The sequence below is a fragment of the Microbulbifer sp. ABF4_148 genome (assembly GCF_056158985.1).
This window is the reverse complement of sequence record NZ_JBSWUI010000001.1, coordinates 2,629,653-2,643,982: the sequence shown is the minus strand read 5'-3', so window position 1 is coordinate 2,643,982 and position 14,330 is coordinate 2,629,653. Positions and strand designations below refer to the sequence as shown.

General features: G+C 56.2%; 11 protein-coding genes. 1 reads left to right on the top strand and 10 read right to left on the bottom strand.

Going from position 1 to position 14,330, the window contains the following annotated elements:
• Positions 1-3: 3 nt before the first annotated feature.
• From kdsB to ACXAD0_RS11575, 8 genes are all read right to left on the bottom strand, one after another.
• Positions 4-771: a 3-deoxy-manno-octulosonate cytidylyltransferase gene (gene kdsB, locus ACXAD0_RS11610; RefSeq protein ID WP_475088569.1), complete on the bottom strand. Its 768-nt coding sequence runs from the start codon at positions 769-771 to the stop codon at positions 4-6.
• A complete protein-coding gene (gene lpxK / locus ACXAD0_RS11605; protein WP_475088568.1) occupies positions 764-1,795 on the bottom strand; it encodes a tetraacyldisaccharide 4'-kinase in 1,032 nt (343 codons plus the stop codon). The genes kdsB and lpxK overlap by 8 nt, the downstream gene beginning before the upstream one ends.
• 7 nt (positions 1,796-1,802) lie before the next feature.
• Entirely contained in the window at positions 1,803-3,629 is a 1,827-nt protein-coding gene (gene msbA, locus ACXAD0_RS11600; protein ID WP_475088567.1) for a lipid A export permease/ATP-binding protein MsbA, read from the bottom strand.
• 117 nt (positions 3,630-3,746) lie between these two features.
• Entirely contained in the window at positions 3,747-4,166 is a 420-nt protein-coding gene (locus ACXAD0_RS11595; protein ID WP_475088566.1) for an ExbD/TolR family protein, read from the bottom strand.
• 15 nt (positions 4,167-4,181) lie between these two features.
• Positions 4,182-4,802, bottom strand: coding sequence for a MotA/TolQ/ExbB proton channel family protein (locus ACXAD0_RS11590; RefSeq protein WP_475088565.1), 621 nt, complete (start codon positions 4,800-4,802; stop codon positions 4,182-4,184).
• A gap of 221 nt (positions 4,803-5,023) precedes the next feature.
• On the bottom strand, positions 5,024-5,317 hold the full coding sequence (locus tag ACXAD0_RS11585; RefSeq protein WP_475088564.1) for a hypothetical protein: 294 nt from the start codon (positions 5,315-5,317) through the stop codon (positions 5,024-5,026).
• A gap of 39 nt (positions 5,318-5,356) precedes the next feature.
• Entirely contained in the window at positions 5,357-5,572 is a 216-nt protein-coding gene (locus ACXAD0_RS11580; protein WP_475088563.1) for a hypothetical protein, read from the bottom strand.
• A gap of 139 nt (positions 5,573-5,711) precedes the next feature.
• Positions 5,712-8,342, bottom strand: a complete 2,631-nt coding sequence (locus ACXAD0_RS11575; RefSeq protein WP_475088561.1) for a DNA internalization-related competence protein ComEC/Rec2 — start codon at positions 8,340-8,342, stop codon at positions 5,712-5,714.
• Positions 8,343-9,405: 1,063 nt separating this feature from the next.
• Here ACXAD0_RS11575 and ACXAD0_RS11570 point away from each other — a divergent pair.
• Positions 9,406-10,362: a porin gene (locus ACXAD0_RS11570; protein WP_475088560.1), complete on the top strand. Its 957-nt coding sequence runs from the start codon at positions 9,406-9,408 to the stop codon at positions 10,360-10,362.
• Positions 10,363-10,539: 177 nt separating this feature from the next.
• Here ACXAD0_RS11570 and prpF read toward each other — a convergent pair whose 3' ends face one another.
• Positions 10,540-11,721 (bottom strand): 2-methylaconitate cis-trans isomerase PrpF, encoded by a 1,182-nt coding sequence (gene prpF, locus ACXAD0_RS11565; RefSeq protein WP_475088559.1) that lies wholly within the window; start codon positions 11,719-11,721, stop codon positions 10,540-10,542.
• 10 nt (positions 11,722-11,731) lie between these two features.
• The gene (gene acnD / locus ACXAD0_RS11560) at positions 11,732-14,323 is read right to left on the bottom strand and encodes a Fe/S-dependent 2-methylisocitrate dehydratase AcnD (RefSeq protein WP_475088557.1); all 2,592 of its coding nucleotides are present in this window, start codon (positions 14,321-14,323) and stop codon (positions 11,732-11,734) included.
• Between the last annotated feature and the right edge of the window lie 7 nt (positions 14,324-14,330).

Genomic DNA, 14,330 nt, shown 5'->3' with positions numbered 1-14,330 from the left:
CACTTAAGCCAAAAGCGCGCGCATGCGTTCCAGATCGTCTTGTGTGTCGACACCGCCAGGGACTTCGGCACACGCATCTTCTACATGAATCCCCACACCGTTTGCGAGAAAGCGCAGCTGCTCCAGGGATTCTGTCGATTCCAAAAGTGCAACGGGCCATTTTACAAAGCGATTGAGCTCGGAAACCCGATAAGCGTATATACCGATATGTCTGCGTGATACGAACCCTTCGGGCAGTGTGGAAACGTCCGCGGCAAAGGCATCCCGCGGCCAGGGTATCGGTGCGCGTGAAAAATAAAGTGCGAGCCCGGACTCGGCAGCGACAACCTTGACAATGTTCGGGTTGCGAAAGTCCTCCAGAGACTCAACAGGCTCAGCCAGAGTTGCAACCCCGGCGGCTTGTGTTGCAGCCAGGTTCGATGCGACCTGATTGATCACCTGTGGCGGAATCAACGGTTCATCGCCCTGGACATTCACAACCAGCCGATCATCCGCGAGGCCAAGATTCTGGGCCACTTCCTGCAACCGGTCAGTGCCAGATACATGGTCTGCAGACGTCATGCACACATGCCCACCAAATCCATCGACCACATCTGCCACACGCATATCATCCGTAGCGACAACCACGCGCTGCGCCAGACTTTTACTCGCTTGCTCGAATACATGCTGGATCATGGGTTTACCGGCAATGTCAGCCAGCGGCTTTCCAGGTAAACGACTCGAGCCAAAGCGTGCGGGGATGACAACGTCGAAGCTGGGTGCATCAGTCATGCTTCTGAAATTCCTGCAGGTGATGGTGAATTTTTTGATAAAAAAGGTCCGGTAAACGCGCACGTACTTCCAGCGCCCACCACTTGGGCTGCCAAAAGTCCCGGCACTTTACCGCGTCCTTCATGGTCATGATGACCGGCACATCTTCGTCGAAATCCAGCTCAAACCGGTTGAACTGATGATGATCTCCAAAACCATGCTCGCGGACATGGAATCCCATCGTGTCCAGCTGACGAAAAAAACGTTGCGGATTACCGATAGCCGCAACAGCGTGACAGGGTCCCACCGGTGGTCCGGACTCGAGGCCTGCGGTTGAGGTCTCATCCAGGTTGAACTGGTGCCAGCTCGCGGCTTCCAGCTGCATCTGCATCGGCTGTAGTGGCTCCAACTCCGCCGCCACTTCCGGTTCGGCCGAACCGTTGCACACCACCAGGTCAACTTCCTGGAGGCGCCCCTTCGGCTCCCGCAGTGGTCCGCTGGGCAACAGTTTTCCGTTGCCTAGTCCGCGCTGCCCGTCGACCACACAGATTTCAAAACTTCGCCACAACCGATAGTGCTGTAATCCGTCGTCAGCGAGGATCACATCACAGTTGTGGTAGTCCACCAGCGCCCTGGCTGCCTCCGCGCGATCGGGTGACACCATGACAGGGGCATCAGTGATCAGGTGCAGCATGAGCGGCTCATCACCGCATTCAAGCGGATGAGACTGAGCGGTGACCTGGTAGGGGTATTGCTTTGCCCGGCCTCCATACCCCCGACTGACGATGCCGGGGCTGAATCCACGTTCGTGCAACCAGCGGGCGAGCTCTGCAACCAGGGGTGTTTTACCCGCTCCACCGGCAGTGATATTGCCAACAACAATCACTGGCACAGGAAAAGGTTGTGGGGGCGATTTCAGGAAGCGCTGTCGACGCCGGGCTGTCACCTGGCCATAAAGTCCCGCAAGAGGCGAAAACAATGCAGTGGCAGACGGTCCGGATTCTTTCGGATACCAACGCTGGTTAAACCAATCTTCCAATGACATTGATGAACTATCCGTGCGCCTGTTGTTGCAACAAGGTGGCGTATCGCCCTCCGGCCATCAGTAGCGAGGCATGATTCCCGCTTTCAACGACTCTCCCCTGCTCCATCACCAGAATGGTGTCGGCATTCTCGATCGTGCTGAGCCGATGCGCGATCACAAACGTCGTACGATTCTTCATGACTTCCGCAAGTGCGGCCTGAATATGCCGTTCAGATTCGTTGTCGAGCGCCGAAGTTGCCTCATCCAGTATGAGAATCGGCGCATCTTTTAACAGCGCGCGGGCAATGGCCAGGCGCTGGCGCTGCCCCCCGGAAAGCATCTGGGCATTGTCACCCAGTACCGTTTTCATCCCCTGCGGCAATTCCTTTACAAACTCGGAAGCATGCGCCAGCTCAATCGCCCGTTCGACTTCTGCCGGGGTCTTGTCCTGCAATTCACCATAGGCAATATTTCGATACACGGTATCGTTAAACAACACGATATTTTGAGACACCATGCTGATTTGCGCGCGCAACTCTCTCAACGGAACTTCAGCGATATTCACCCCGTCGATCAGGATTTGGCCGGAAGTTGGCTCATAGAAGCGTGCAACCAGGCTAGCCAGCGTACTTTTGCCGGAGCCAGAAGCGCCCACCAGTGCCACCGTCTCTCCAGGGCTAACACTGAAACTAATGTCGGTGAGTACGGCGGGGGCATCTTTGTCGTACTGGAAGCTGACGCCATCAAATGTGACGGCACCAACTACCTGGTCCGGTAACGCCAGCGGCCCCAGCTCTTTCTCCGGGGGCAAGTCCAGAACTTCAAAAATACTCTCTGAAGCTGCGATCCCTTTTTGAATATCAACCAGTACCTCAGAGAGGCTGCGAATGGGCTTTTGCAGTGACGCGGCAGCGCCAATGTAAGTGGCGAAAACACCGGCTGTCATCGCTTCAATAATCCCCGGCGCCAGGGCAAGCCACACGATGAGTGCAGTTGCGATACCAACCAGTATCTGGATAACAGAAACACTCGCGGTATTGGCGACAACCAATTTCATAAATTGCTTGCGGTTATTGTCGCTGGCAGTCTCAAATCGGCCATTCTCGTAGGTCTGGCCCCCGTACATGCGCACTACTTGATAGCCGTTGATCGCTTCCTGGGTCACATGGGTAACGTCGCCCATCGTATTTTGTAGCCGATGGCTGAGTTTACGGAAACGCTTGCCTACTGTGCGTACAACAAACGCAATGATGGGCAAAAAGATCAGGAACGTCAGTGTCAGCTTCCAATTGACCCAGAGCAGGTAGACGAACAGGCCCATTGCGTAAAATGACTCGCGGATTAAGACTTTCAAAGCCCGCGTAATGGAGTTGGTCACCTGCTCAACGTTATAGGAAACCTTGGAGATCAGGTAAGCGCCGGTATAGCGGTCGAAATACGCGCTTGGCAATACGCCGATTTTGACAAACAACTCGGTGCGCAGCTTATGAATGACCGACCTGGCCACATACGCCAGACCGTAACTCCCAAGAAAGTTACCGGCGGCACGCAAAGCAATAATGAGAACCATCGCCGAGGGTACCAGCCAGCGGGCCGTCTCTTTCGGCATCACCCCACCCGGGAAAAACGACGCAACAGCGCTGCCCAGAAAGCCCCTATCTTCTTGAATCCCCTCACCCACGGTATCGAGCAATAGTTCGGTCACAGCGATCAGGCTGACCGACATGATCGAAAACAACAGGAATCCAAATACGGCGACGGCAAAAACCGGCCATTGAGGAAGTGCGTAAGAAAGCAGGCGACGATAGGTTTCGCCACCGCTGGGAACCGCCGGGACGGTTTCGACTTTGCCCATAAACTGTCTGACTCGCCGCCGAACAGGCCCCTATGCAAAAGCGCGTGGTCGCAAAGATAGCGTGTATCTATCCGACGCAGGCATAGAAGCCTCTCGACGCCCCGTTACGGGGCCAAATTACTGTTCATCTGGCTGTCGCGTGGTAATGCTCAGGTGTACAAAGCCCAGCTGACCGGCGGCATCCATTGCCCTGACCACCGCCTGATGCTCGGCTGTGGCGTCGGCGGTGATAATGAGCGGGCGATTGTACTCGTCTGCGGAAACTTCCGACAGCGCAGATTTCAGGGTAGTCAGTTTTTTATTGATCAGAGCCCTGCCATCCACGGAATATGAGCCGTCAGCATTGATCAAAATCTCGATACTCTGTGGCGGTACCTCAGCCTGTGGCCCTGCAGCCTCAGGAAGATCGAGTTTAAGGTGACTCTCCTTGGTGAAGGTGGTGGACACCATAAAGAAGATCAGTAGAAGGAATACAACGTCAATCAGGGGGGTCAGATTGACCCCATCCTGCTCTTTGGCCTGCCGGCGAAACTGCATCGATCGATCTCCCGCTTAGACCGTTTCGATACGGCGATCACCGTGGAGCGCGTCCACCAACTTGACCGCCTCCTGCTCCATAGTCACCACGATCGTGTCTACGCGACGCTGGAAGTAGCGATGTGCCATCAGCGCGGGAATCGCGACGGTCAGGCCTGCGGCAGTGGTAATCAGTGCCTGACTGATCCCTCCCGCGAGCACACCGGCATTCCCGGTACCCTGTAGCATGATTGCAGTGAAGACCTGGATCATGCCGACCACAGTACCCAACAAACCGATCAGTGGGGCGACCGCAGCAATCGTGCCGAGCGCGCCAAGGAAGCGCTCAAGATCGTGCACCACCTGGCCCGCGGCTTCCTCAATACTGTCCTTCATCACATCACGGCCATGGCGCGAATTCGACAGTCCAGCGGCAAATACTTTACCCAGGGGGCTGGAGTCCCGCAGTTCCGACAGCTTATCCGCGCTAACCTGGTTGTTTTTTAACCAAGACCATACCTGACCGAGCAAAGTTCGCGGAGCCACCTTGCGCGGGTTGAGCGTCCAGAGGCGTTCGATGGTGATCGCGATAACGGCAACAGAACAAATGAGGATTGGCAGCATCAACCAGCCACCGGATTTAATGATTTCTAACACGACTTATTGTGCCCCAGACTGCGAATTGGGAAATTTTTCAAACCATACCACAGACATTGGCGCGGTCTAAGTCCACACGAGACCGGATCTCGTTCTTGTGACTCATGTGGCAACGGCGGGGAAGCGCACCGTCGCGGTTCAGCTAGAAGCGATCGCGGCCAGGAACGAAAGAGGCCGCTGGCGAATGCCAACGGCCTTGATAGGACAGACCAATCGAAGCGTTACCGCCCAGGGCGCTCAGGCTTCGCTGGTTTCTCCGGTTTTTCGGGTTTCTCCGGCTTTTCAGGTTTCTCCGGTCTTTCGGGCTTGACCGATCGTTCAGGCTTCTTAAGACGCTCGGCTTCCGCTACCCGCGCCATCTTTTCGGCTTCTCCGCGCTTTTCACCGCGGGCGACCTTATCGGCACGGTCAGGGCGATTGGAGCGAACGCCACTCATGACCTCACCCAGGTTAAACCCGAGCTCTTCGGCCACCTGCCCCCAGTCCATGCCCTGCTCCTGACGCAGATACCGCACCTGATTGAGAGACTCCTCGGCGGTCAGTCCCTCTTCGCCTTAGGCGGCACCCGTTGCAGATGCCATTGCGAGCTCTTCAGCCAGCGCCAGGGTGATAACGACGTTGCCAAACCCCATACCGGCGACAGCCTTACTGTCTGCTTCAACCTCTTCGACGTCAGTGTCCGCCACGTCGGTATCGCCAGCCTCATCTTCGCCAGATTCCGCCTCGGGATCTTCATAGCGAATCGAGCCGTCGCGCAGACCGGTTACCACGCTCTGAGAGCGAGGCTAGCACAGGCACCCGGAGGAATCGCGATTGAGAACACTATCTGCAGGCGGTTACCGGCCCCGACAGTATGAATGTGAATAGCATCACGTAGGCAGCCTTACCGGTAACACTCGGGCATATGACTCAGTCTTCCCCCGGCAATGAGGCTATCTCACTGGTACACAAGTGTTCTTCGCCGAGCCGATACCAGCGTTTTGGTGAGAATCGCGCACTGCGGACCTTTAACTCGCCGCCGTCGGATCTCCAAATGAATTCCAATGCGCCACAGTTCGCGGTATTCATCACCCGCGTCCCTGCCCCCAGGTATCGCTGTACGACCTGAGGATGAGGGTGGCCAAAGTGATGTTTATACCCTGCACTAAACACGACGGTTTTGGCTGAGGCCCACTCAATCAGTGCAGCAGAAGATGAAGTTCTGGAACCATGGTGCGGTGCCACGATCAAGTCGATTGCGTCGACCTGCGGATATCGACTGGCAAGCTCGCGTTCCACCCTCGAACTGATATCGCCCGTCAGTAGCAGCTGTCGGCCACGCCACTCTACCAACGCCACACAACTGTGATCGTTGTCTTCCCCCGTGAGATCCTCGCGCACCGGCCAAAGCCAGCGTATCCGCATCTCACCGACGGAAATTGTCTGGCCGGCTTTGCATCTGAGCGAATCCGGCACCGAATCATTGTGACTTTCTGGCGCCCGCAGCAAGCGACGACCTAATTGACCTGGCGTGTAGATCGAGCGAACAGATAATTCACCCGACAAGCCCGCAAACCCACCACTATGATCCAGATCACCATGACTGATAATCAACGCAGAAATACCACTGACACCCTGCCCCTTTAAATACGGGGCGATGATCTGACGCCCAGCGTTCCAGGACGCATCGAGACCGGGACCGGTATCAAACACAACCGTATGCGTATCATTCTGAAGAGTGACAGCAAGGCCCTGACCCACATCGAGGATGGTGACCTTCAGCTGTGAAGTCATGCCCGTTTCTGCGCCCACTCTGGCGTAAAGACAGAATGCGGCCAAAAGCACGGCGGGAAGCGCGAGGTTTCGTCCGGGGAAACCGCGCGGAGACAGTAACAACAGGACGCTGACGATCATCAGCACCGCCGTGAACAAAGACGGGCCGCCAAGATTGATCCACCCTGGCATACCGTCATCGAATAAACTGAGAAACTGCACGAGAAGGTCCAGCTGACCGTCCGCAATCCGAAGTAACCCGCCCCAACCAATCCAGAGTTCCGCCAGCAACCCGGCACCAATCGCCGGCATAATCACCAGCGCCATCCAGGGGATAGCAATCAGGTTCGCCAGCATTCCGCTGATACTGATGCCCGCAAAAATAATTATGGAAGGGACAAGCAAGGCCAGTGTGACCACCCATTGGCTCTGCACGACGCCACTTAAGCCTTGTGAAACAGCACCAGTCACTCCTCGAATAAAATTCCGGTCGGCATGGCCTGATTCCAGATTGCCCTGTCTGCGCGATGCAGAGCCGTTCTGTCGGATTGGGACTCGGCCGGAGAATCGCAGCAACAGCGCCCCCACCGCAATAAACGAAAGCCAGAATCCGGCCTCGAGAAATGCGTGTGGGTCCAGGGCTAACACAAATACCATTGCCATAAGGTACGACTTCAATACGCCAATCCTGCGCGCAGCCGCCCAGGCGCACAGAAATACACAGGCCATCACTAATGACCGCTGCGCGGAGAGAGGCGCCCCTGCGATCAGCACATACCCTGACCCCACACAAATGGTGATGAAGGCAATCCCCCAACGCGGCACCAGCACCCCGCAGGTATAGAGAATCCGCGCCAGCCCCCTCAAGAGAAGAAACACCATCCCGACGACCATGCCCACATGCAATCCGGAAATCGCCAGTAAGTGGGCGGTGCCCGTGACCCGAAAAAGATCGGCCTGTTCGAGCGTAACCTGAGTCCTGTCACCAATAACCAGCGCATTCAACAGCCCGGCCTGATAGCGGCCATGATGATTCAATAGGTTCCGTATGGCTTCTCGATAGCGCAAAAGACGCATCTGCCAATCGTCCTCGACATTGGCCATCAGGAGGGGAACGCGATCCGCACTGCGGACATAACCGATCGCAAAAATATCGTTTTGCATGAGCCAAAACTCATAGTCAAAACCATGGGGATTAACGCTACCACGGGGCTCTTTCAAACGCGCCCGCAGCTGCCACCGAGAGGATGCCTGTAATTGCGCGTGCTGTGCCGGCGTAAAGCGATACCAGCTCAGAAGCACCTTTTTCCCCACAAGCCGTGAGTTTTCGCTATCGAGCACTTCGGCAACAAATCGCACGTCCAACCACACATCGTCAGAGGCAGGCGCAGCGGGGGCTTTCCAGCGATGTCGCTTCGATGGTTTTGCGCTGGGTAGCGACACAATTTGGATCATCAGGTCAACGTCCAGACCATGCGACATCGCGTCGAGTCGGTTATCGACTTTCGCGCTGGCAGTCCACATAGTCCAGCTGCCCCCCAATAGCGCCGCGGATATAACAGTGATAACGAGGACTGTCTTAGGAGGTGAAGCAATAATTAATGGACGCAAGCGACGAGAAAAACTGCCAGCCTGCCCTGCCCCGCAGGCTCGTCTGAGGCAAGAAGTAATCAGCAAGATCGCAATGAAGCATACAGCAACACCAAGCGCCCAGACGGTCGCACTGAGGCACCGGCGCCCTATATCAACGAGGTCAGCGCGGTCAGGAATCTCGGGCAAAAATGCCACGCTGCCGACAGCAATTACATAGGTAGCAAAGAACAGGACAAACAGATTGATACGGGTTTTGTGCTTCCCGGATGCAGACTTCGGACACATTCCATCGACGCCCAATTATGTTCAATCATTTCCAGCGGGATATTCCAGCCCCGACCTGTGGTTCTCATATATCGCCTGCCAATATCCCTGTATTGGCAACTCACCAGAGTCTCCGCTCAGCTTTGATCGCGTTAAGCAAAATTGGCCAAATATATTCGGCTGACGCACGTGTTTGACCAGAGTGGGTGGCTATCAAATCTACGATGCTTCGCACATAGAATAAAAGGGTTTAAAAACATCAAGACGCCAAGAAACGGAAAATGCGCGACTGAAAAGCCAGTCAGCCATCGATAGCCTGAGGCGAATCCGCTGCGCGGCCACTGAAATTCCCTTAGTAAAATTTTCTGGAATTCTTGCTCGAACAATCCATGTAACGCGCGTGCGTGAATTTTCCGGCCCACAGCGAAGAAAAATCCAGTTTTGCCACACGGAAGCAAGCCCCAATACAGCATTACCCGGCGCCGGACTTCAACGCACAAGACATGGCGTCATCAACCCGCGCCTGGCATCGCCAGCTCGATAGAAAACCATACCTCAGTGACATTGACTGGGCATCCACCAAAAGGGTTATGTCTGGCGCTCGTGCTGTGTCGAAATAACGGAGCAGGCATCCGCAGGCAGCAGTGAACGAATCAGCCTCCTACTCGAGCGCCTGTCTGGCCGTTAGGCGGGGCTCAAAAGGGGCTCTTGTGGCAAAATACGCTCGCCCTTCACGACCATGGGTAACCTGGTCGTCGCGCTGAATCGGTAAGATTTCCCCCAACCAAGCCCTGTCGCCCCCTTAAATCGACTAAAAACTGGCCAACTGTGACATTGCAGACACCTACCGGTCACCTTTTTTTAAGAAAAATGACTTTTTTAACTTGTTTGTAATATTTCGGCCCGACAATGCCCGCAAATCAAAGGGGGCCTGTATCGCTGGTAGCGAGGAGTTCCCCGGAATGCTCAAACTACCTACTCTGCGAGATGACCGATGAAAAAGACCGCACTCTCACTGGCAGTATTCGCCCTGACTCCGGCTCTGGCTGCTGCTGAAGACGAAGCGCTGAAGCTCTACGGTAAGGCCAATGTGTCCTACCAGTCCGCTGACGAAGGCGATGACTCTGTTACTGAACTGAAGAGCAATGCCTCCCGCCTCGGCGTTAAGGGCGCTCTGCCGATCGAAGAAACCGGCCTCAAAGGCATCTACCAGATGGAATTTGAGGTAGACGTGACTGGTGAGTCCGACGAGATCTGGAAGCAGCGCAATATCTTCGCTGGCCTCGAAGGCGGCTTCGGCCAGGTAATTGGTGGTAAGTTCGACACCCCGCTGAAAAAGGCCCAGAAGAAAGTTGACCTGTTCAACGACCTCGAAGGTGATATCAAGAGCGTTATCACCAAGAGCGACAATCGTGAAGCCAATGCCCTGCAGTACACCACGCCGTCTTTCGGTGGTTTCAAGGTGGCTGCTGCCTATGTCAGCCATGGTGACGAAGAGTTCGTGATTGGTCAGGATATCGATGGTAACGACATCACTGATACTCGTGACAACGCGACTTCCGTTGCCTTTGCTTACGATAACGCCGGCGTTTACCTGGCTTACGCCTTCGACCAGGGTGTTGAGAAGAACGATTGGAATGTTTCCCGTCTGGTTGGCCAGTACAGCTTTGGACCGGTTACCGTAGGTGGCCTGTTTGAAGAGCAGGAAAAGGAAGACGGCAGCACTACTGACGGCTGGATGTCATCCATTGCGTACAAGATCGACGCCTGGACCATGAAGGCACAGTACGGTCAGTCCGACGTCGTCACCGCCGGTGCAGAGACCTACAGCCTGGGCCTCGACTACAAACTGGCCAGCAATGCCAAGGTCTTTGCTTACCTCACCGACGAAACTGCCGATGAAGGTTACGAGCGTACTTACTTCGGCCTGGGAACTGAACTGAAGTTCTAAGTCGGAGCATCATCCCCCCAGCCACCTGGATTGGCGCCAGGCAGGCAATCAGGGCGCTAACGCATTGTTAGCGCCCTTTTTTGTTCTGGCGAAAATCCACGCGGTCAAAGCGGTAGCGCTAAAGGACAAAAAAACGGGCGCAGGGCCCGTCAGTTTCAGATCAGCATTTCGACCAGACTATGGCCGGGGTACCCGCACCCAGCCCTCCATCAACACCCGAGCGCTACGGCTCATCACAGCCTTGGTGACACGCCAACGGCGCTGCTCTTCCACAGCCTCTGCGCCGACTTTCAAAGTGCCCGACGGATGCCCAAAACGGACACTCTCACGGGTTCCCCCGCCAGCAGCCAGGTTCACCAGGGTGCCGGGAACCGCCGCGGCAGTGCCAATGGCAACAGCGGCTGTGCCCATCATTGCGTGGTGCAGTTTGCCCATCGACAGGGCCCGTACCAGCAAATCAATTTCGTCGGCATCGACCTGCTTGCCGCTGGAACTGGTATAGGCTTGCGGAGGCGCAACAAAGGCGATTTTGGGCGTGTGTTGGCGACTGGCCGCTTCCGATGGATCCTGGATTAACCCCATGGCCAGCGCGCCAGCGGTGCGGATTTTCTCGAATCGCGCCAACGCTTCGTCATCACCGTTAATGGCTTCCTGCAGCTCGGTACCCTCGTAACCAATATCTTTCGCGTTCACGAAGATGGTCGGTATCCCCGCATTGATCATGGTCGCCGGGAAAGTGCCGACACCCGGTACTTCCAGCGTGTCGACCAGTTTGCCCGTCGGGAACATGTCCCCTTCGCCGTCGGCCGGATCCATAAATTCAATCTTCACTTCGGCCGCCGGGAACGTCACCCCATCCAGTTCAAAGCCGCCGGTTTCCTGCACAGCACCATCCGTGATCGGTATATGCGCAACAATGGTTTTGCCGATATTTGCCTGCCAGATTCGGATCTCCGCAAGGCCGTTGTGCGGCACGCGATCCGCAGACACCAGGCCACTACTAATGGCAAATGCGCCTACGGCAGCGGTAAGATTGCCGCAGTTGCCACTCCAGTCGACAAATGGGCGGTCAATGGCAACCTGCCCAAACAAATAATCGACGTCGTGATTGTCCCGTGTACTCGGAGCGAGAATCACCGTTTTACTGGTGCTCGAAGTGGCACCACCCATACCATCGATCTGTTTGCCATAAGGATCCGGGCTACCAATCACCCGCAGGAGCAACGCGTCGCGCGCTGGGCCGGGCTGCTGGGCGGCCTCAGGCAAATCCTGCAGCCGAAAGAAAACCCCTTTGCTGGTACCGCCACGCATATAGGTGGCGGGCACGCGGACCTGCGGCGCATACTGTTGGTCACTCATACGAAGCTCCTCAGGCCTGTGCGCCTTGCTCAAGGAAATCCTTGGCGAAGCGCTGGAGAACACCACCAGCCTCATAGATCGACACCTCTTCTGCCGTATCCAGTCGACAGGTCACCGGCACTTCGATGGATTCGCCATCTTTACGGTGAATGACAAGCGTCAGGGTTGCACCCGGAGTGCGATCGCCACGGACATCAAAGGTCTCGGTACCATCGATCCCCAGCGTCAGGCGTGTCGTGCCAGGCTGGAACTCCAGTGGCAGCACACCCATACCAATCAGGTTGGTACGGTGAATACGCTCAAAGCCCTCGGCAACAATCGCTTCGACACCGGCCAAACGCACGCCTTTTGCCGCCCAGTCGCGTGAGGAACCCTGCCCATAGTCCGCACCGGCCACAATAATCAGTGGCTGCTTGCGGTCCATATAGGTTTCGATGGCCTCCCACATGCGAGTCACCTGGCCTTCCGGTTCCACGCGGGCCAGAGAACCCTGCACGACTTCGCCATTTTCCTGCACCATTTCATTCAACAGTTTCGGGTTCGCGAAGGTTGCCCGTTGTGCAGTCAGATGATCGCCGCGATGCGTCGCGTAAGAGTTGTAGTCTTCTTCCGGCAGCCCCATTTTGGCCAGGTACTCGCCTGCTGCGCTCCCCGGCATGATGGCGTTGGAGGGCGACAAATGGTCTGTGGTGATATTGTCACCAAGCACCGCCAACGGACGCATACCGGACAGGCTACGCTCTCCCGCGAGCGCGCCTTCCCAATAGGGCGGACGACGGATGTAGGTGCTTTGGCCGCGCCAGTGATACAGAGGATTGCCCTGCCCGCTCTCGTCTTTCAGCTCAAACATCGGGATATACACGTCCCGGAACTGCTCAGGTTTTACGCTGGCCTGAACGATCTCATCGATCTCTTCGTCACTCGGCCAGATATCCTTCAGCAGGATCGGGTTGCCGTCGCTGTCATGGCCGAGGGCATCTTTTTCAATATCAAAGCGAATACTACCGGCGATCGCATAAGCCACGACCAGCGGCGGAGAAGCCAGAAACGCCTGCTTGGCGAACGGATGGATGCGGCCATCAAAGTTGCGATTGCCGGACAAAACAGCGGTCGCGTACAGGTCGCGATCCACCACTTCCTTCTGAATAACCGGATCCAGAGCACCACTCATGCCGTTACAGGTAGTGCACGCAAATGCGACCACGCCAAATCCCAACTGTTCCAACTCAGGCAACAGGTTGGCCTCTGTGAGATAGGTTTTGACGGTCTTGGATCCAGGTGCCAGTGAAGACTTGACCCAGGGCTTGCGGGTGAGGCCAAGGCGATTGGCATTGCGCGCGATCAGGCCCGCCGCAATCATGTTGCGCGGATTACTGGTATTGGTGCAGCTGGTAATGGCCGCAATGATCACCGCACCGTCGGGCATCAGACCTTCGGGCTGCTCATACGCACGGGCAATGCCGCGGTTCGCCAACTCCGAAGCCGGCAACAACGCATGGGGATTCGAAGGGCCTGCCAGGTTGCGGCCAACGCTGCTCAAATCAAACTTCAGTACCCGTTCGTACTCGGCATTCGCCAGTTCATTCGCCCACAGGCCCGTTTCTTTTGCATAACGCTCGACGAGCGCGATCTGGTCGTCCTCGCGGCCGGTGAGGCGCAAATAGTCAATGGTCTGCTGGTCGATCGCGAACATCGCAGCCGTCGCGCCATACTCAGGGGTCATATTGGAAATTGTGGCGCGATCACCCAGGGACAGATTGGCTGCACCTTCGCCAAAGAATTCCAGATAGGCGCCGACTACCCGCTCACGACGCAGATATTCGGTCAACGCCAGCACCAGGTCGGTTCCAGTGATACCTGGCTGCAGCTTGCCGGTCAGCTCGACACCCACGATGTCGGGCAGGCGCATATAGGAGGCGCGACCGAGCATGACGCTTTCCGCCTCGAGTCCGCCCACGCCGACGGAAATCACACCCAGCGCATCGACCATTGGGGTATGGCTGTCGGTGCCCACACAGGTATCCGGGAAAGCGACGCCGTCACGGACCTGGACCACCGGAGACATTTTCTCCAGGTTGATCTGGTGCATGATGCCATTGCCTGGCGGGATCACATCGACATTCTTGAATGCCGTTTTTGTCCAGTTAATAAAATGGAAGCGATCTTCATTGCGTCGCTCCTCTACGGCACGGTTCTTTTCGAATGCATCTTTTTCGAAACCCGGATGTTCCACTGCCAGGGAGTGGTCCACAATCAACTGTGTGGGGACCACCGGGTTCACCATGGCGGGATCACCCCCTTTGTCCGCGATCGCATCGCGCAAACCCGCGAGGTCAACCAGTGCTGTCTGCCCAAGAATATCGTGGCAGACCACACGTGCCGGAAACCAGGGAAAGTCCAGATCGCGCTTGCGTTCAATAATCTGGCGCAGGCTGTCAGTCAGTGCAGACGGTTCGCAGCGGCGCACCAGGTTTTCAGCAAGAATTTTGGAAGTGTACGGAAGTTTGTCGTAGGCGCCGGGCTGGATCGTATTGACGGCGGCACGGGTATCAAAATAGTCGAGGTCCGAGCCGGGGAGCTGCTTGCGGTATTCAGTATTCATTGCGGAA

Excerpts from the sequence above, each read along its gene's own strand:
- acnD (WP_475088557.1), bottom strand. The coding sequence starts at position 14,323 with ATGAATACTGAATACCGCAAGCAGCTCCCCGGCTCGGACCTCGACTAT.
- prpF (WP_475088559.1), bottom strand. The coding sequence starts at position 11,721 with ATGAGTGACCAACAGTATGCGCCGCAGGTCCGCGTGCCCGCCACCTAT.
- kdsB (WP_475088569.1), bottom strand. The coding sequence starts at position 771 with ATGACTGATGCACCCAGCTTCGACGTTGTCATCCCCGCACGCTTTGGC.
- ACXAD0_RS11570 (WP_475088560.1), top strand. The coding sequence starts at position 9,406 with ATGAAAAAGACCGCACTCTCACTGGCAGTATTCGCCCTGACTCCGGCT.
- lpxK (WP_475088568.1), bottom strand. The coding sequence starts at position 1,795 with ATGTCATTGGAAGATTGGTTTAACCAGCGTTGGTATCCGAAAGAATCC.
- msbA (WP_475088567.1), bottom strand. The coding sequence starts at position 3,629 with ATGGGCAAAGTCGAAACCGTCCCGGCGGTTCCCAGCGGTGGCGAAACC.
- ACXAD0_RS11595 (WP_475088566.1), bottom strand. The coding sequence starts at position 4,166 with ATGCAGTTTCGCCGGCAGGCCAAAGAGCAGGATGGGGTCAATCTGACC.